This is a genomic window from Paraburkholderia sp. JHI2823 (assembly GCF_038900695.1).
Taxonomy (GTDB): Bacteria; Pseudomonadota; Gammaproteobacteria; order Burkholderiales; family Burkholderiaceae; genus Paraburkholderia; species Paraburkholderia mimosarum.
Window position 1 is genome coordinate 126,955 of the sequence record NZ_JAYMRY010000007.1, and the last position, 16,939, is coordinate 143,893.

Here is a 16,939-nt window from a genome sequence, read left to right on the forward strand (position 1 = left end):
GCAGCGCGGCTTGTGCGCAGACGAGCAACTTTGCGTCGCAAGCTTCAACCCACGCTGTCGGTAATCGCGCTATAGACGAGCGTGCGCAACTGCCGGCGGACCGGCCAGGCAGTCGAAGGCAGGAGCTGGGTGAGGAACACCACGATCATGTCTTCGCGCGGATCGACCCAGAAGAACGTACTGGCCGCCCCGCCCCAGAAGAAGTCGCCCGCGTTGCCCGGGATCAGGGTCGATGCGGGCGCAATCGTCGTGGCGAAACCCAGCCCGAAGCCCACACCTTCGTAGCTCGCTTCGCTGAACATCGAGCGCGAGAGACGCGGCAGGTCGGCGCCGCCCGGCAGATGGTTGGCGGTCATCAGCTCCACCGTCTTCGGGCCGAGCAGCCGGACGCCATCGAGCTCGCCGCCGCCCAGCAGCATGCGCGCGAAACGCATGTAGTCCGCCGCCGTGGAGACGAGGCCGCCACCGCCCGAGACGAACGAAGGCGGCTCGCGGTAAGCGCTCGTGTGGGGATCGTCCTGCAGCGTCGGGCCTTGCGCGACCACCTTCGAGCCGAGCGCGCCGATGGCGTAGCACGCGCAGAAGCGCGACACCTTCTCCTGCGGCACGTAAAACGCCGTGTCGGTCATGCCGAGCGGCTCGAAGATCCGCGCTTTCAGAAAGTCCTCGAACGGCATGCCGCTGATCTTGCCGACCAGATAGCCGAGTACGTCCGTGGACACCGAATAATTCCATGCGTCGCCCGGTGAGAACTCCAGCGGCAACGTGGCCAGCTTGTCGACCATGTCGTCCAGCGTGCCGGCGGTCGCCAGTTCGCCCACCTTGAGCTTGCGATAGGCCGCATCGACGTTGGTGTTCTGATGAAACCCATAGGTGAGCCCGGAGGTATGCCGCAACAGGTCGACCACGCGCATGGGGCGCGCGCTCGCGCGCGTCTGGAAGCTTTCCATGAAGCCGCCCGCGTACACGCCGAGCTTTTCCCATGCCGGGATGTACTTGCTCACGGGGTCGTCGAGCGCGATCTTGCATTCCTCGACCAGCATCATGATCGCCACCGACGTGATGGGCTTGGTCATCGAGTAGATGCGGAAGATCGAATCCTCGGCCATCGGAATCTGCCGCTCGCGGTCCGCGAGACCGAGCACCGAGTTCAGCGCAAGCTCGCCGCGCCGCCACACCTGGGTCACAGTGCCGGCGAACGTGCCGGTGGCGACGTAGTTGTCGTCGAGAAAACGTTCGATGCGCGCGAGCCGTTCATACGACATGCCCTGCTTTTCCAGACCTTCCCTGCTCATGACACCTCCTTGACCGGGTTGACGAGCCAGTTTCGAACAGACGAATTTTTTCCAATGCGCGCGACAGTATCGATCATTCGGCGCAATGTTGCCGCGCGTTCTCCGGCACGCCTCAACGCACCGTGCGAGTCCAGTCCATGCAATCGGCATAGAGTGCGGCACGCAGGCGGCGTTGCGCATCCTGATGCGCCTTGATACGTCATATCCGTGGGGTACACTACCGGGCGACAAAATCCAGAATTCGAGCGGGGTGGTTGCCATGGGCGAAACGGATACGCATTCCTGGCCCGGGAAAGCATTGTTTAGCGCATTGCCGAGAGACCCGGAAAAAGAGCAGGCGCTACTGCGTATCTCGCTCGGCTCTGTCGTGCTTCTTGCCTACCTCGTTGCCAGCTCGGTCTATCGATCCGCTCACGTCTACGCGACGCTTCTGGCAGTCACCGCTTATGTGGCGTTCGGCGTCGCCACCTATGTTGCGCTCACGATCGCGCCGGCGCGCTCGCGCGTGCGCCTCACGCTCACCACAATCGCCGATCAGGCCATCGTGACCGCCGCGCTGGCCGTGGGCGGCACCGCCGCGCTGCCGCTCCTGTGGGTCGCGTTCTGGTTTCTGGTCGGCGCCGGCTGCCGCTATGGCCAGCGCATGCTGGCGCTTTCCTGCGGCGTGGCGCTCGTCGGCCTGATGGGCCTGGCGCAATGGCAACCGTGGTGGCGCGCCAACGTCGCGGCCGCCTTCGGCGTGGGATTGAGCATCGCGGCAACGTCGATCTATCTGGCGGTGCTCGTCAAACGGCTCGAACGGCAAGCGTCGACCGATCCGCTCACGGGACTCTACAACCGCGTGCGACTGGAGCAAGCCATTGGCCGGACGCTCTTTACACGCGCAGGCGAAAGCGAACGCAGCGCCATGCTGCTCGTCGACCTCGACGGCTTCAAGGAGGTGAACGACTCCTTCGGGCACGCGGTCGGCGACGAGCTGCTTTGCACCTTCGCCGAGGCACTGGTTCGCCGCATGCGCCGGGGAGACACGCTCGCGCGTCTCGGCGGCGACGAGTTCGTCGTGCTGGCGCGGCGCGTCTACGACAAGCAGGATGCGCTCACCATTGCCGATGGCATCCACGCGATCCTCGCAAATATGGACACCGTTGCCGGCTATCCGGTCACGGTTTCCTGCAGCATCGGCGTATGCCTGCTCACCGAGGGCACCGGCAGCCGCTCGCTCGATGCGCGAACCCTCATGCGCGCCGTGGACAGCGCCATGTACCGGGCGAAATCGCGTGGCATGGGGAAGACGGAATTCGTCGACATGGTCGGCGTCGTGCCGGGTGTGGCCTGAGCGCGTCGACGCCTGCCGCGTTCAGGAAACCGGCGCATCTCGCCATGGCTGTGCCCGAATTGTTCATATGGCCACAACAGTGAATTCGTTTCTTAGGTATTTACCCTGACCTTTACCCCTCCTACACTGACTTCACCGCTGCAACCAACCCCGTACGCAGCTCAAGAAGAAAGTCAATCCGGAGGTAAAGTTATGAAATCGCTCGTCCAAGCCGTTGTGATGGCTGCTGCTTTTGCCGCTCCTGTGGCTGTGTTCGCCCAGTCGAATAACCAGCCCCTGACGCGCGCCCAGGTCCGTGCGGACCTGATTCAGGTCGAAAAGGCGGGCTTCAACCCGGCACGCTCGAATCCCAATGAATACCCGGCGAACATTCAGGCTGCGGAAGCTCGCGTCGCTGCGCAAAACAGCGCCGTGGGCGGCGTGAACACCGGTTCGTCGCAGGCAGGGCAAGCCGCGCAGTAAGCGGCGGGGCTGACCGGCCCCCTCTATCCGGCCGTTTTCTGCTGGCCCGCCATCGCGGTGTGCGATGGCGGGCCGGTTGCATTTCTGGCTCGAAATACTGCGCTGGCTCGATCTACTGCGTCGAGAACACCGATATGCCGCCATTCGGGAACGCCGCCGAGCCCGGCTGGAACGGCACGTAGACTTCACCGAGGGTGCTGTCGATGGCAACCGAGTGCGCGCCCGTTCCCACCGCCACCGTATAGAGCAGCTTGCGCGTCGTGCCGTCGATCACACCCATCGTCGGCGTAAAGCCCGACGCCGCCGCCGTGCCGCTCGTGACATAGTGGCGCGCCGGCAGGAAGTAGCGATTCGACGCGGGATCGTAAGCGACCTGGTCCACGCCGCCGAACGGCACCGATGCGAGCTGCGTGCCCGTGTTGCGATCGAGGATCAGCGTGATGAGCGGGTCGCCTGCGGACGGGTCGCAGCCGATCAGCACGTCACTGTTGGGACCGAGCGCGATGCCCGACGGACCGCACTTGCCAAGCGGAAACGCCTTGCTCACCACCGGCGCGCCGGACGTGACGGAAGCGGCGGTAATGACGTCGAGTTCGCCGTCCGGGTTCGCGGAGGTTCCGTCGTTATTGATCAGGAAACTCTTCGAGGCCCGATCGTACACGCAGGCTTCGAGCCCCGAGGAACCGTTGAAAGGCATCTTCATCACGATCGATTGCGTCGTGGTCGAAATGAAGGTGACGAACGGCGGCGTGTCGCCCGGGCTCGCGAACATGATGAGATGGTCGTCGGGATCGTAGCAGCCCTCATCGACACGCGAGCCCGACGTGCTGATGGGAATGGTCTTGATCGTTTTCATCGCAGAAGTGTCGACTACTTTCACGTTATCGACGTCCCCCACGTAGAGCGTGTGTGCGCCCGTCACGCCCACGATGCCATCGGGCCCGGACACATCGGTGCTCGCGCCCGCGCCCGTGAAGCCGCCTTGAATCTGTGCGATCAGCGCGTTCGATTTCGTATCGACGACATCGACCGCTTTGCTGTTGCGGTCGGACAGATAGTACCTGCCTGCTTCCACATAGCCGATGTCGAAGCTGAACGCAGGGCTCGTCGTGCTCGGCACGGCAATGTTCGCGAGCAGTTTGGGAGCGGAAGACGTCGCCGACGAAACCGGGTTGGAGCTGGAGCTGTTTCCTCCGCCGCATCCGGCAGCGACGGCCGTCGCCACGAGTAGAACGGCCAATAACGATTTCTTCATCAGTCGGCTCCTTTGAGCAGCAGAACAAGTGGGTGAACTGGGTCAACCGGATCAACGCGCGATGGCTTCACGGAATCTGCGCGAGCGCCTCGATGACTTCTCATCGCACCTGGGGCTCACGTCATCCCTGTCTTTGTCTGGAAGCAAGGATGCGGAAGGAGCAGTCATAATGCACAGTTAAAGAATTTGATCGTTTCCATTCGAAAGCGCGAATGAATGTAGGGATGCAGAAACCTGGCGGCAGAGAAAACGCGCGCTTTTAGTAAGTTTTGAATCTCGGCGCAAAAGTTGAGAATGAAAGTCAGAATCGATCCAGCCGGGGAGCACAATGCGTCTTGCTGCGTCGCAGTACTCACCGGATTGCCAGGGTAGCGCGGCAAGCGGGCAGGCGAGTTTGGGGCTGCCGTCGCTGAATTGATGCGCAGGCACATCGATGTGCACCGCCCCGCGGCGCATCAGGGCCGCGTCATGCGACCGGCGCGCCTATGTAAGACGCGGTTGTGAAGCCGAAAGGGGCGCGGGCGGCGAATCGGATGGCACGCCGCCACAAATGAAAGAGCGGCCAGGGAAAAGCCTGGCCTCCGGTTCCTCCACCAACAGCGGTTTTCCCCAACCTACCCTGCCGCACGCACTTCGCGCCGCACCGCCTGCGGCGGCACGCCAAAGCCGCGCATGAACGCCTCGCGCATGTGCCGCCGGTCCCGAAAACCCGTCTCCCGCGCGATGACGTCGAGCGGATGCGTGCTCTGCTCGATCATGAGCCGCGCCGCCTCCAGCCGCAGGCCTTCCACGGCGCGTGCGGGCGATTGCCCTGTCTCCGCCGTAAACACGCGGCTGAACTGGCGCGGACTCAGGTGCACCGCTTCGGCGAGTTGCTCCACCGTGAGCGCATGGCTCAGATTGCGGCGAGCGTAGTCGAGCGCATTCTGGATGCGGTCGGATTTCGGCGCGAGCGCGAGCATTTCCGAATGCTGCGACTGACCGCCCGAGCGGCGTTGATGCATCACGAGCTTGTGCGCCACCGAGCGCGCCACCTCCGCACCGAGATCGCGCTCGACCATGGCAAGCGCGAGATCGAGCCCCGCCGTCATGCCCGCCGACGTCCAGATCGGCCCATCGACGATAAAGATGCGGTCGTCCTCCACGTGCACAGCGGGAAAGCGCTGCTGCATGTCGCGCGCGAAGAGCCAGTGCGTGGTCGCGCGCCGCCCGTCGAGCAGGCCCGCCTCGGCCAGCACGAAGCCGCCCGTGCAGATGCCCGCCACCCGGCGCGCCCGGCCGCTCGCGCGGCGCAGGAACGCGAGCGCAGCGGGTGAAGCGCCCACGGCAAGCGGATCCACCACGCCCGCCACGATCCAGGTGTCCACGCGGCTGCGCCCGGGAGCGGGCGTGGGCAGCGTGCCCACGTTCATGCCGAGCGAGGAGCGCACCTCGCCGCCATCCACCGAGTAGGTCTCCATGGCGTAGAACGGCGAACCCGACACGAGGTTCGCGCATTCGAAAACGCTTTGCGTGGCGATCGCCATCACCTGAAAGCCGTCGCTCAGCAAGTAGCCGATGCGGTGCATGTTCATCTCCCGTCATGTCCTGAAAGACGACCTTATACGTCATTTGCGCCATCGTCAATCGAGGCCAGAATGCATCCACACGGCAGCACATCGAAGCAAAACGCAGTGACGTCGCAGTGACGTTCCAGTCAACCACGCAGTTCAAGGAGTGCAATCATGACCCAGCAAGTTCACCGTGGCACCGCGCTCGTCACGGGCGCGTCTTCCGGCATCGGCGCAGTGTACGCAGAGCAGCTCGCGCGCCGCGGCTACGACCTCGTACTCGTCGCGCGCAACCGCGAGCGGCTCGCCACGCTCGCCGAGCGCATCACCAGTGAAACGCGGCGCGCCGTGGAGGTGCTCGCCGCCGATCTCAACGACCGCGACGATCTCGCCACTGTCGAAACGCGTCTGCGTGACGACCGGGGGATCACCCTGCTCGTGAACAACGCGGGCATCGGGACCCACACGCCGCTAGTGGAGAGCGACGTCGAGCACATGACGCGGATGATCGATCTGAACGTCACCGCGCTCACGCGGCTCACGTATGCCGCCGTGCCGAGCTTCGTGGCGCGCGGTCAGGGCGCGATCGTCAACATCGCGTCGATCGTGAGCATCGCGCCCGAAATCCTCAACGGTGTGTATGGCGGCACCAAAGCCTTCGTGCTGGCATTCAGCCATTCGCTGCATCACGAACTGGCGGCTAAAGGCATCCGCGTGCAGGCCGTGCTGCCCGGCGCGACGGCCACGGAGTTCTGGGAGACGGGCGGCCTGCCGATCGAGCATCTCGACAGCGCGATCGTCATGTCCGCGCCGGACATGGTAAGCGCCGCCCTCACCGGCTTCGAACGCGGCGAAACCGTGACGATTCCTTCGCTGCACGACGTGGAGCAATGGAACGCGTTCGAAACGGCACGCCGCGCCATGTCCGCGCACTTGTCGACCAACACGCCAGCGCCGCGCTATCGCGTTGCCCAGTGAGTCCGCACGAGCGGCGACCCGCACGTCATGCCGCTCGATGCGTTGATCGGCGGGACCATGGAGGCGATCGAACCCGCCGGCACGGGAGCGCTACGGAACGCGTCACGACAACGCGGGCGCGAATCGTCGAGCGTTCATGAACCGGTTCAATCAGATCATCGAAGCGCCGCCGATTGCCGTGGCGCGAATCGCGATCAGTGAAGCGGCGGCATCGACCGTCGCTTCATTCGTCTAGCCTTGCGGCTGCCCATGCTCCCGCATTGGCAAGCCGCGTCAGAGCTCACGCGGCCGCAGGCATTGCATGCACGGGCGGCTCGCTTGCCCCGGAAATCGCCTGCACGACTGCCTGCGCCGCAGCCGACGTATCCAGCGCCGCCTCGCTCAGGCGGAACGTCGCCACGGCCTCGGCCATCTGGCTCGCCTGCTGCTCGAGCGACTCGGCGGCGGCGGCGGCCTCTTCCACGAGCGCCGCGTTCTGCTGCGTCACCTGATCCATCTGGCTCACCGCCGTCTCGACCTGCTCGATGCCGGCGCTCTGCTCCACGGTGGCCGAGGCGATCTCCTTCATGAGGCCCGACACCTTGTCCACCGAGGCGACGATTTCGGCCATCGTGGCGCCGGCTTCCCCCACGAGCGACCGGCCGTTGCGCACGTCGTGCACCGAGGTGTCGATCAGCGTCTTGATCTCTTTAGCCGCTGCGGCCGAGCGCTGCGCGAGCGAGCGCACCTCGCCCGCCACAACGGCGAAGCCGCGCCCCTGCTCGCCGGCGCGCGCGGCCTCGACCGATGCGTTGAGCGCGAGGATATTGGTCTGGAACGCTATGCCGTCGATGATGCCCGTGATGTCAGCGATCTTGCCCGAGCTGCGGCTGATGGCCTCCATCGTGTCGATCACCTGCTCGACCACGCGCCCGCCACGCTGCGCGACCTCGGCCGCACCCGTGGCCAGCGCGCTGGCGGCGTTCGCGTGCTGCGCGTTCTGGCGCACGCTCGACGTGAGCTGCTCCATGCTCGACGCCGTCTGCTCCAGCGAGGCCGACTGCTGTTCGGTGCGGCTCGACAGATCGAGATTGCCCGCGGCAATTTCGCGTGCGCCCGTATTGATCGCATCGCAGCTCGACCGCACGCTGTGCACTGTCTGGCTCAGGCCGAGCTGCATGCGCCGCATGGCGCCCAGCAACTGGCCGATTTCGTTGCGCCCGCCACCTTCTATGCGGACCGCGAGATCGTTTGCGGCAATCTGGTTCAGCACTTCGACTGCCTCGGCAAGCGGCGCGGTCACGAGGCGGCGCAGCGCCAGATGGGTCGCGACGACGAGCGCCAGCGCGCCCAGCAGCCCCACGGCGACCATCGCCAGCACCCAGTCGTGCTCGCGCTCGCCGCGTTCGAGCGTCGCGCGCGTGAGCGCATCGGCATTCGCGCGCAAGGCGGCCACGGTCGCGGAGAACTGCGTGTTCGCGCTGGCGATATCGCCGGCCGCAAGCGCGGCGTAGGTCGCGGTATCTCCCGCCGCCAGCGCCGTGGAAGCGCGCTGCAGCGAATCGTCAAGCGCGCGGGCGGCGCCGAGCAATGCGTCGCGCTGCTGGGCCGCCTCGGCGTCGAACGGCGCGCTCGCGCGCAGCGCGGCGCCGCGTTGCGCGGCCTGCTCGATGAGATCGTGCGCGTCCTGCAGCGCCTGCTTTTGCGCCGCCTCGCGCGCGGCGGCGTCGCCGTTCTCTTTCATGGCTTGATAGGCGCGCGCCAACGCCGTTTGCGCGAGCGCCGCCTCCTCGCGCAAGGCGAGCGCGAGCCCATCCTGACGCGCCACTTCGTGGATGAAACGCGCCGAGTCGTCGGCGCGGCCAATCATCAGGACACCTACGGCCGCGCCCAGCATCAGCATCGTCGCGAACGTGCAGAGCACGAGCAGCAGCCCTTTTCGAATCGTCAGATTACGCATTGCCTTCTTCCTGCTTCAGGGCGTCAATGGAACTACGTCGGCGTCGCTGTCCAGCCGGGACAGCAGCACATTAGCCTGTTCGATCAGCGTGGCGCGGTACTCGCCGGGCAGCAGCACGTCGTCGGCCACGGCCATCGCTTCGCCGACGTGCGCGCGAAACGCCTGAATCGTGCGCTCGACCTGTGCCCCCGACAGTTGCGGCAACACCGCCTCGACGAACTTCGTCATCACCACCACGCTCGCGCCGAAGCGCGAAATGGCCTTGCCATGTGCGCTGACTAGCGCGGTCATCGAATGCAGCAGCATCTCGTCACTGGTGCTCACGGAAATCTCCAGATACGTCGGCTAAAGGGAGAAGGAAATTGCGGCCTTCAACCGGCCTCGCACACTTCGAGTGCGCGCGGCATCAACTCCGGCGGCGCGGGACGCGCGAGCAGGAAACCTTGTGCGCGATCGCAACCGATCTCGCGCAGAAACTCGAGTTGCCGAGGCGTCTCGACGCCTTCGGCCACGACCGTCACGCCAAGCGAGCGCGCCATTGCGACGATCGCGCGCACGATCGAGCGGTCACGCGCGGCGTTCTGCATCAGACGCGGCGGCGCAGCCACATCCGCGAGGAACGAGCGGTCCAGCTTGAGCGTGTCGACCGGCAGGGACTGCAGATACTTGAACGACGAATAACCGGTGCCGAAGTCGTCGATCGCGAGGCTGATGCCGCGCGCGGCCAGTTCCTGGAGCAGCGCCTCGATGCCGCCGCGGCCCGACGTCATCGCCATGCTCTCCACGAGTTCGAGCTGCAGACGCGTGGCCGGCAAGCCGGTTTCGCTCAGAATGGTCGTGACTTGATGCAGAAAACCGTCGTGCATGCATTGCCGTGCCGAAAGATTGACGCTGATGCGGCCGAAGTCGAAACCTTCGTCCAGCCACTCGCGTGCCTGGCGGCAAGCCTCGCGCAACACCCATGCGCCGAGCGGCACGATCAGTGAGGATTCCTCGGCAATCGGAATGAACTGATCGGGCGGCACGAGACCGCGGCGCGGATGCTGCCAGCGCACGAGCGCCTCGATATTGAGGAGCGCGCCGCTTGCGACGTCGAACTCCGGCTGATAGTGGAGCACGATTTCGCCGGCCTCCAGCGCATGATGCAACTCGCTCTCGAGCACGATGCGCTCCATCGCCGAGGAAGTCATCGGCGCGGCGAAGAAGCGGAAGTTGTTCTTCCCCGCATCCTTGGCCTCGTACATCGCGCGGTCGGCCTGCATCAGCAGTTGCCGCGGATCGTGTGCATCGTCGGGATACATGCTGATGCCGATGCTCGGCGTGACGAACAGGAGCTGTTCGCCAATGTGCATCGCCGCGCCCACGCACGCGAGCAAGCCCTGGGCGATCTGCCCGACGTGGCGAATGTCTTCGATGTCCTCGATCAGCAGCGTGAACTCGTCGCCGCCCAGACGCGCCACCGTATCGGTGTCGCGTACGGCTTCGCGCAAACGCGTGGCGATCACGGTGAGCGCCTCGTCGCCCACGCCATGGCCCATCGTGTCGTTGATGAGCTTGAAGCGGTCGAGGTCGAGGAACATCACCGCGACGCGCTTGCCCGAACGCCGCGCGCGCGCGAGCGAAAGCGAGAGGCGCTCGGTGAAGAGCGCGCGGTTGGGCAGACCCGTCAAGGCGTCGTGCGTCGCCAGATAGCTCAAGCGCTCTTCGTTCTGGCGGCGCTGGGTGATGTCGGCAAAGATCGCGGCGTAGTGCGTACACCGGCCGCTGGGGTCGCAGATGCTGGAAATCGTCAGGTATTCGAGGTAAATGGCGCCGTCCTTGCGGCGGTTCCAGATCTCGCCTTTCCAGTGGCCGTCTTGCCGGAGACTGCGCCAGAGCGCGCTATAGAAAGCCGGACCCTGGCGGCCCGAGTTGAGCAGGTTCGCATTGCGCCCGAGCGCCTCTTGCTCCGTGTAGCCGGTGAGCCGTGTAAAAGCGGGATTCACGCGCTCGATGGTCCCATCGAGATCGGTGATCATCACGCCGTCGAGCGTCGACTCCACCACCTGATCGGCGAGGCGCAGATTCGCGCGCGAGGCGAGCAGCGCGTCGTCGCGCTCGCGCAGCGCCGTCTGCAGCTCGCGCACGAATTCGTCTTCGATGTCGTGCAGGATGTGCGAAAGGTCGAGCAGGCCCGCGAGACTGCCGTCTTCGCCGATCACGCCCACGTGACGCATACGGTGCTCGACGAGATACTGGCGCGCCGCATACAGGCTTTGCGAATGCGAAAGCGAACGCAAAGGCCGGCTCGCGCGTGCGCCGACGGTGCCGTCGAGCGCGCCGCTGGCCGCGAGGCGCACCACGTCGCGCTCGGTCACGATGCCGTAGTCGCCTTCCGGGTAGATGACGACCAGCGCGCTCAGGCGCCGCGCGCGCATGCGCTGCATGGCGTCGTGCATGGGCGTGCGCGCGTCGATCACGAGCGGCATGGCGGCATTCACCGAGCCGACGGTCTTCAGACGCAGGAAGCACTCGAGCCCCTGGTTCATGACCAGATCGGTTTGCGTGACGATCCCCAGCGAGCGGCCCGACCCGTCCACGACGAGACAGTGGCGTATGCCCTCGCGCTTGAAGCGCAGGGCGGCGTCGCGCAGGCGCGTGCTGGCAGGCAGCGCGCGCACCGGGTGACTCATCGCGTGGCGAATGGGCAGCGAGAGCGCGGCGGCGTCTTCGCCGAGCGCCAGCGCGTCGTGCTCGGTCCAGATGCCGATCGGCCGCCCCATTTCGGTAATCACGATGGCGCTATAGCGCCGCTCGCTCATCATGCGCGCCGCTTCGCGTACCGGCACGTCAGGGCCGCACGCAAGCGGCGGCCCAGAAAGTAGCTGCCCGATTTCCAGGTCCAGCGTGAGGTGTTGCATGTTGCGCCCCGAACCGCACTGCTTTGTCTTTGTGAGATAGCGGAAAGCTAGCAGCGGGCGTCGGGTGGTCAATTGACAAAAATCAACGGTCTTACCGCGATCGGGAGCGCAAACGTTTGCGAGGTGCAGCGTGCGGACGAAATTGTGTACGGGGACCAATGAGTTGTCGTGCGGGGACGACACCAGGGAGGCGAATCGGTCGCCAGTTGCTTGTGATAGATGTGACGATTAATCGGGCAGGCTGCGCGCCGGATCAGCACCCGTCCGCACCGCGCAGCGCCTCGGAAGGCCGCATGCCGAACATGCGCCGGTAGTCGCTGGCGAACTGGCTCAGATGCCAGAAGCCCCAGGCGGCTGCGACGTCCTGCACCGAACCCGCTACCCGTCCGCACAGGTCGCGCCGCGCGCCGTTCAGGCGCAGCACGCGCAAATAAGCGGCGGGCGCCATGCCGAGCACGTCCTGAAAGCAATACTGGAGCGTGCGGCGGCTCACGTGGAGTTGCTCGCACAGCTCGGGCACGCCGACCGGCCGCGCGCGATGGGCGAGCACGTAGTCGCGCGCCTGTGCCACGATCCAGCGGCGGCGCGACGGGGATTCGACCACCGGCTCACCGCTGCACGCGCAGACGTCGAACAATGCGGCGAGCACTTCGGCCTGCACCTCGTTGCGCTCCATATCCGAAAGCGGGCCGTTCGGCGCGTGGGGATGTGAATTGGCGCCGTCGTCGTCCAGATATCTGCCAAGGAGCGCGCAGAGGCCCTGCAGCCTCGCCGCTCCGGCCTGCACGATGGGCGCGCGCGGCAGAATCGCTTCGAGCGGCATGCGCTCGACGCAAGCCGCATAGTGGCGCAGCGCATCGGCGCGCACGACCACGCCGTAGATCGAGAATTGCGCCGGCGTGAGCAGTTCGAACTCGACGTTGCCGGGACGCAGCGCGAACGAATCTGCCGCGATGGGCTGCGCGTCGATACGCGCGTGGCCTTCGCGCGCGACGGGTATGCCGAACCAGTAAGCGTCGCCGCGCACTTCGCACCCCTGGCGCAACGTGTGGCTCGTGGTCTCGCGAAACACCTTCATGGTGTCGAGCGGCAACTCCGTGAGCGTGCCGACAAAGCGGCCCGCCGCGAGCTGATCGTAGGTCTGCCGCCAGCCCACGAGATTGCGCGCCTGTTCGTCCGCGTCGTGCGCGACGCTCACCACGGGCCGGCCAGCAGGAGCGGCGGCGCCCTGGGCGTTGCGTTGGGTGTCCTCGGCTGTGGCTTCAGTCCGCTCAGCGATTGCGTTCATTGTGTTGTCTCCCAGCACACGCTTGCTCAATCGAATATCGAATGATGCAAGAGCCGCACCAGCCCGAACAGCCTGCGGAACGGCCAGTTGTGGGCGCCGCGCCGCTCCATGGCGGCGCAACGGGCTATCGCAGTCATGATCGATCGCGTTGCGCACGCGGCGCGACGCACCACGGTGGTGCACCGCGTGCCGAGCGTGGACGACGGCGATGCCTGCCGCATGACGTGGCTCACGCCGACGCGATAGGCGTGCCGCCGCTCCCGGGCAACGTGGGGTCGCTATCGTCCTTGAGGCCGACGCCAGTCAGGCAGAGCCGCCGCGCATGCGTGAGCAGGTAATGGAGCTTGTGCGCGGCCGACTCATAGGGCAGGCCTTCAGGCCGCACGTTCGAGATGCAGTTGCGCTGCGCATCATGGCAGCCCACCTTGGGCGCGTAGGTGAGATAGACCCCCAGGCTATCGGGCGAACTGAGCCCCGGTCGCTCGCCGATCAGCATCGCCACCAGTTTCGCGCCCAGCAGTTCGCCGATCTCGTCGCCAAGCGCCACGCGAGCCTGGCGTGCGACGACCACGGGGCCGATGCGCCAGTCCGCAAGACGCTCGCGCACGGCGAGCAGGAGCGGCACGGCCTGTTTTGCGGCGGCGAACGCCGAAAGCCCGTCGCCGATCACGAACACGACTTCGGGCGATTCGCCGCCCGGCAACGCCGCCGCGGCTTCGCCCAGCGCAGCGCGGCTCGCCTCCGACAAGCGCCGCCCCAGGTCCGGCCTGCGCAAATAATGCTGCCGGTCAGGCGCCGCGCTTTCCACGCCCAGCGTGGCGAAGCCCTCGGCTTCGAGCGTACGTCGCAGGGCTTCGGCGTCGAGCGGGTGATGCACGGCGTCGCGCGCCTGCGCGTGCGAGAGATTGAAGGCAAGAAGCGGCGCGGTGGGCAGGCCGTTGCCCGCGCGCCCGAGCGCAATGCGCGCGTTCGTGAACGCCTTGAGCCCGCCCCACGGGTTCTTTTCGACGGCGTCGCTCATGCGTCGATCCCCATCCATTCGTGCGCGCCCGCGAGCAGCGGCACACGCGGCGAGCCCGGCAACAGTGCGCCTTTCGCATCGACGATGCCCATCGTCTCCAGCCACTCCTCGAACTCCGGCGCGCGGCGCAGGCCCAGCAGGTCGCGCACGTAGAGCGCGTCGTGAAACGAGGTGCTCTGATAGTTGAGCATCACGTCGTCGGCGCCCGGAATGCCCATGATGAAATTGATGCCTGCCGCGCCCAGCAACGTGAGCAGCGTGTCCATGTCGTCCTGGTCGGCTTCAGCGTGATTCGTGTAGCAGATGTCGCAACCCATCGGCACGCCCAGCAGCTTGCCGCAGAAGTGGTCTTCGAGACCCGCGCGGATGATCTGCTTCCCATCGTACAAGTACTCGGGGCCGATGAAGCCCACCACGGTATTGACGAGAAACGGCTCGAACTTGCGCGCGACCGCATAGGCGCGCACTTCGCACGTTTGCTGGTCCACGCCGTGGTGCGCGTTCGCCGAGAGCGCGCTGCCCTGCCCCGTCTCGAAGTACATGAGGTTATCGCCGACCGTGCCGCGCCTGAGCGAAAGCGCCGCCTCGCGCGCTTCCTTCAGAAGCGCCAGCGAAATACCGAAGCTCGCGTTCGCTTTCTGAGTGCCCGCAATCGACTGGAAGACGAGATCGACGGGCGCGCCTTTTTCGATTGCCGCGATCGTGCTGGTGACGTGCGTGAGCACGCAGGACTGCGTGGGCACGCGGTAGCGCTCGCGGAAACCGTCGATCATCGTCAGCAGCTTCACGATGGCCGCAAGGCTGTCCGTCGCCGGATTGATACCGATCATCGCGTCGCCGCAGCCGTACATCAGGCCGTCGAGCATCGAGGCGGCGATGCCCTTCACGTCGTCGGTGGGATGGTTCGGCTGCAAGCGCACGGACATGCGGCCGGGCAGCCCCACGGTGTTGCGAAAGCGCGTGACCACGGGGCGCTTTCTCGCGACGGCGATCAGGTCCTGGTTGCGCATGAGCTTCGACACCGCCGCGACCATCTCGGGCGTGAGCCCCGGGGCCAGGCGTTCGAGCGCTTCGGTGCTCGCCGCGCCCGACAGCAGCCAGTCGCGAAAGTCGCCCACCGTGAGGTGCGCGACGGCCGAGAACGCCGCCGCGTCGTGATCGTCCACGATGAGCCGCGTGACCTCGTCGTCCTCGTAGGGAATCAGCGCTTCGTCGATAAACGCCTTGAGGGGCACGGCGGCCAGCGCCATTTTCGCGGCCACGCGCTCCTCCTCGCTCGCCGCCGCCACGCCCGCCAGCTGGTCGCCGGAGCGCAGCGGGCTCGCCTTCGCGAGCAGCGTCTTGAGGTCCGCGAAGCGGTAGGTGCGCGCGCCGATCGTCTCCGTAAAGCTCATGCATTGGACTCCTGCAAATCCTGCCAGTCACTCTTCGAGCAGCGCCTCGCCCGGCATGGCGTCGCGCTGGGCGCGCGTGGCGAGGAAATAGCCGTAGCCGAGCGCGAGGAACACGACGAACACGCCCGCGACGAGCCCATTGAAATACACCATCGTCGCAAGGCAAACCAGCGCCGCCACGAGCGCAAACGCCGGGAAATACGGGTACAGGGGGGCGCGGAACGGCCGCTCCATGGCCGGCTGCACGCGGCGCAGCTTGAAGAGCGCCGCCATGCTGACAATGTACATCACGATCGCGCCGAATACCGACATCGTGACGATGTTGGCCGTGAGCGTCTGGCCGCCGAACTGGATCAGCTCGTCGCTGTAGATCGCGGCGATGCCCACCACGCCGCCCGCGAGAATCGCGCGATACGGCGTCTTGAAGCGCGGGTGGATCTTCGCGAGCCATGCGGGCAGATAGCCTTCGCGAGCCAGCGCGAAGATCTGCCGCGAGTAGCCGAGGATGATGCCGTGAAACGAGGCAACGAGACCGAAGAGGCCCAGCCACACCAGCATGTGCATCCAGCCGCTATGCTCGCCCACGATGAATTTCATGGCCTGCGGAAGCGGGTCGTTGATATTGGCGAGTTTGGTCCAGTCGCCCGCACCGCCAGCGAACACCATCACGCCCACGGCCAGCGCGACGAGCGTGAGAATGCCGGCCACATAGGCGATGGGAATCGAGCGGCGCGGGTTCTTCGCTTCCTCGGCGGCCATGGCGACGCCCTCGATCGCAAGGAAGAACCAGATGGCGAACGGAATGGCGGCGAACATGCCATGAAACGAGCCGAGCGAAAAGTGATCGTTGCCCGACCAGCCGCCCTTCAGGAAATGGCTCCATGCGAAGCCCGGCGACACCACGCCCATGAACACGAGCAGTTCGAAAATGGCCAGCAGCGTGACGATCAGCTCGAAGGTCGCGGCGATCTGCACGCCGACGATATTGAGCGCCATGAACACGAGATACGCGCCCATGGCCGCATGTTTGGGCTCGAGGCCGGGAAACTGGACGTGCAGGTAGGCGCCGATCGCGAGCGCGATGGCGGGCGGCGCGAACACGAACTCGACCAGCGTGGCTGCGCCAGCGAGATAGCCGCCCGTGGGCCCGAACGCGCGGCGCGCGTAGGCAAACGGACCGCCCGCGTGAGGAATGGAAGTGGTGAGTTCGGTGAAGCTGAAGATGAAGGTCGTGTACATCGCCGCGACGAAAAGCGCGGTGACGACGAAGCCGAGTGTGCCGGCGCTGGCCCACCCATAGCTCCAGCCAAAATATTCGCCGGAAATCACGAGGCCGACTGCGATGCCCCATAACTGCCATGTGCCGAGCGTTTGATTGAGCGCCGGCGCGGCCGACTGGCCTGCTGCCCTGGCGATTGAATTCTTGGCCGCCGCGGCATGTGCGTTCGACTCGCGTTGCATCGTTCCCCCTGGATGAACCGGGCGGCCGGCCACTGGCCACCTCCGGTGAGTGGAACCATG

General features: G+C 65.9%; 13 protein-coding genes. 3 read left to right on the forward strand and 10 right to left on the reverse strand.

The window, feature by feature from the left end; all coding sequences use genetic code 11:
• Positions 1-44: 44 nt before the first annotated feature.
• Entirely contained in the window at positions 45-1,295 is a 1,251-nt protein-coding gene (locus tag VSR34_RS10850; RefSeq protein ID WP_342962475.1) for a serine hydrolase domain-containing protein, read from the reverse strand.
• Between the two features lie 259 nt (positions 1,296-1,554).
• Here VSR34_RS10850 and VSR34_RS10855 point away from each other — a divergent pair, with 259 nt between their 5' ends.
• Together VSR34_RS10855 and VSR34_RS10860 are read left to right on the forward strand one after the other, a co-directional pair.
• A complete protein-coding gene (locus VSR34_RS10855) occupies positions 1,555-2,631 on the forward strand; it encodes a GGDEF domain-containing protein (RefSeq protein ID WP_342962476.1) in 1,077 nt (358 codons plus the stop codon).
• 192 nt (positions 2,632-2,823) lie between these two features.
• Positions 2,824-3,093 carry a DUF4148 domain-containing protein gene (locus tag VSR34_RS10860; protein ID WP_342962477.1) on the forward strand — a complete coding sequence of 90 codons (270 nt, stop codon included), beginning with the start codon at positions 2,824-2,826 and terminating at the stop codon, positions 3,091-3,093.
• Between the two features lie 112 nt (positions 3,094-3,205).
• Here VSR34_RS10860 and VSR34_RS10865 read toward each other — a convergent pair whose 3' ends face one another.
• Together VSR34_RS10865 and VSR34_RS10870 are read right to left on the reverse strand one after the other, a co-directional pair.
• The gene (locus VSR34_RS10865) at positions 3,206-4,348 is read right to left on the reverse strand and encodes a hypothetical protein (RefSeq protein WP_028211308.1); all 1,143 of its coding nucleotides are present in this window, start codon (positions 4,346-4,348) and stop codon (positions 3,206-3,208) included.
• A gap of 614 nt (positions 4,349-4,962) precedes the next feature.
• Positions 4,963-5,916 (reverse strand): GlxA family transcriptional regulator, encoded by a 954-nt coding sequence (locus VSR34_RS10870; RefSeq protein ID WP_028211307.1) that lies wholly within the window; start codon positions 5,914-5,916, stop codon positions 4,963-4,965.
• 156 nt (positions 5,917-6,072) lie between these two features.
• Here VSR34_RS10870 and VSR34_RS10875 point away from each other — a divergent pair, with 156 nt between their 5' ends.
• Positions 6,073-6,876, forward strand: a complete 804-nt coding sequence (locus VSR34_RS10875; RefSeq protein ID WP_342962478.1) for an SDR family oxidoreductase — start codon at positions 6,073-6,075, stop codon at positions 6,874-6,876.
• Between the two features lie 280 nt (positions 6,877-7,156).
• Here VSR34_RS10875 and VSR34_RS10880 read toward each other — a convergent pair whose 3' ends face one another.
• From VSR34_RS10880 to eat, 7 genes are all read right to left on the reverse strand, one after another.
• The gene (locus VSR34_RS10880; RefSeq protein ID WP_342962479.1) at positions 7,157-8,815 is read right to left on the reverse strand and encodes a methyl-accepting chemotaxis protein; all 1,659 of its coding nucleotides are present in this window, start codon (positions 8,813-8,815) and stop codon (positions 7,157-7,159) included.
• Positions 8,816-8,830: 15 nt separating this feature from the next.
• Complete coding sequence (locus VSR34_RS10885; protein WP_154671151.1) at positions 8,831-9,139, reverse strand: hypothetical protein; 309 nt, start codon at positions 9,137-9,139, stop codon at positions 8,831-8,833.
• A gap of 47 nt (positions 9,140-9,186) precedes the next feature.
• Complete coding sequence (locus VSR34_RS10890; protein WP_028211304.1) at positions 9,187-11,715, reverse strand: EAL domain-containing protein; 2,529 nt, start codon at positions 11,713-11,715, stop codon at positions 9,187-9,189.
• Positions 11,716-11,968: 253 nt separating this feature from the next.
• Positions 11,969-13,003 carry a helix-turn-helix domain-containing protein gene (locus tag VSR34_RS10895; protein ID WP_342962480.1) on the reverse strand — a complete coding sequence of 345 codons (1,035 nt, stop codon included), beginning with the start codon at positions 13,001-13,003 and terminating at the stop codon, positions 11,969-11,971.
• A 229-nt stretch (positions 13,004-13,232) separates the two neighbouring features.
• A complete protein-coding gene (gene eutC / locus VSR34_RS10900; RefSeq protein WP_342962481.1) occupies positions 13,233-14,024 on the reverse strand; it encodes an ethanolamine ammonia-lyase subunit EutC in 792 nt (263 codons plus the stop codon).
• Positions 14,021-15,418, reverse strand: coding sequence for an ethanolamine ammonia-lyase subunit EutB (locus VSR34_RS10905; RefSeq protein ID WP_028230222.1), 1,398 nt, complete (start codon positions 15,416-15,418; stop codon positions 14,021-14,023). The genes eutC and VSR34_RS10905 overlap by 4 nt, the downstream gene beginning before the upstream one ends.
• A 27-nt stretch (positions 15,419-15,445) precedes the next feature.
• Positions 15,446-16,879, reverse strand: coding sequence for an ethanolamine permease (eat, locus tag VSR34_RS10910; RefSeq protein WP_036044331.1), 1,434 nt, complete (start codon positions 16,877-16,879; stop codon positions 15,446-15,448).
• Between the last annotated feature and the right edge of the window lie 60 nt (positions 16,880-16,939).

Bases quoted from the DNA above. Each gene is read 5' to 3' on its own strand.
- VSR34_RS10895 (WP_342962480.1), bottom strand. From the start codon at position 13,003: ATGAACGCAATCGCTGAGCGGACTGAAGCCACAGCCGAGGACACCCAA.
- eutC (WP_342962481.1), bottom strand. From the start codon at position 14,024: ATGAGCGACGCCGTCGAAAAGAACCCGTGGGGCGGGCTCAAGGCGTTC.
- VSR34_RS10850 (WP_342962475.1), bottom strand. From the start codon at position 1,295: ATGAGCAGGGAAGGTCTGGAAAAGCAGGGCATGTCGTATGAACGGCTC.
- VSR34_RS10860 (WP_342962477.1), top strand. From the start codon at position 2,824: ATGAAATCGCTCGTCCAAGCCGTTGTGATGGCTGCTGCTTTTGCCGCT.
- VSR34_RS10880 (WP_342962479.1), bottom strand. From the start codon at position 8,815: ATGCGTAATCTGACGATTCGAAAAGGGCTGCTGCTCGTGCTCTGCACG.
- VSR34_RS10890 (WP_028211304.1), bottom strand. From the start codon at position 11,715: ATGCAACACCTCACGCTGGACCTGGAAATCGGGCAGCTACTTTCTGGG.
- VSR34_RS10870 (WP_028211307.1), bottom strand. From the start codon at position 5,916: ATGCACCGCATCGGCTACTTGCTGAGCGACGGCTTTCAGGTGATGGCG.
- eat (WP_036044331.1), bottom strand. From the start codon at position 16,879: ATGCAACGCGAGTCGAACGCACATGCCGCGGCGGCCAAGAATTCAATC.
- VSR34_RS10865 (WP_028211308.1), bottom strand. From the start codon at position 4,348: ATGAAGAAATCGTTATTGGCCGTTCTACTCGTGGCGACGGCCGTCGCT.
- VSR34_RS10875 (WP_342962478.1), top strand. From the start codon at position 6,073: ATGACCCAGCAAGTTCACCGTGGCACCGCGCTCGTCACGGGCGCGTCT.
- VSR34_RS10855 (WP_342962476.1), top strand. From the start codon at position 1,555: ATGGGCGAAACGGATACGCATTCCTGGCCCGGGAAAGCATTGTTTAGC.
- VSR34_RS10905 (WP_028230222.1), bottom strand. From the start codon at position 15,418: ATGAGCTTTACGGAGACGATCGGCGCGCGCACCTACCGCTTCGCGGAC.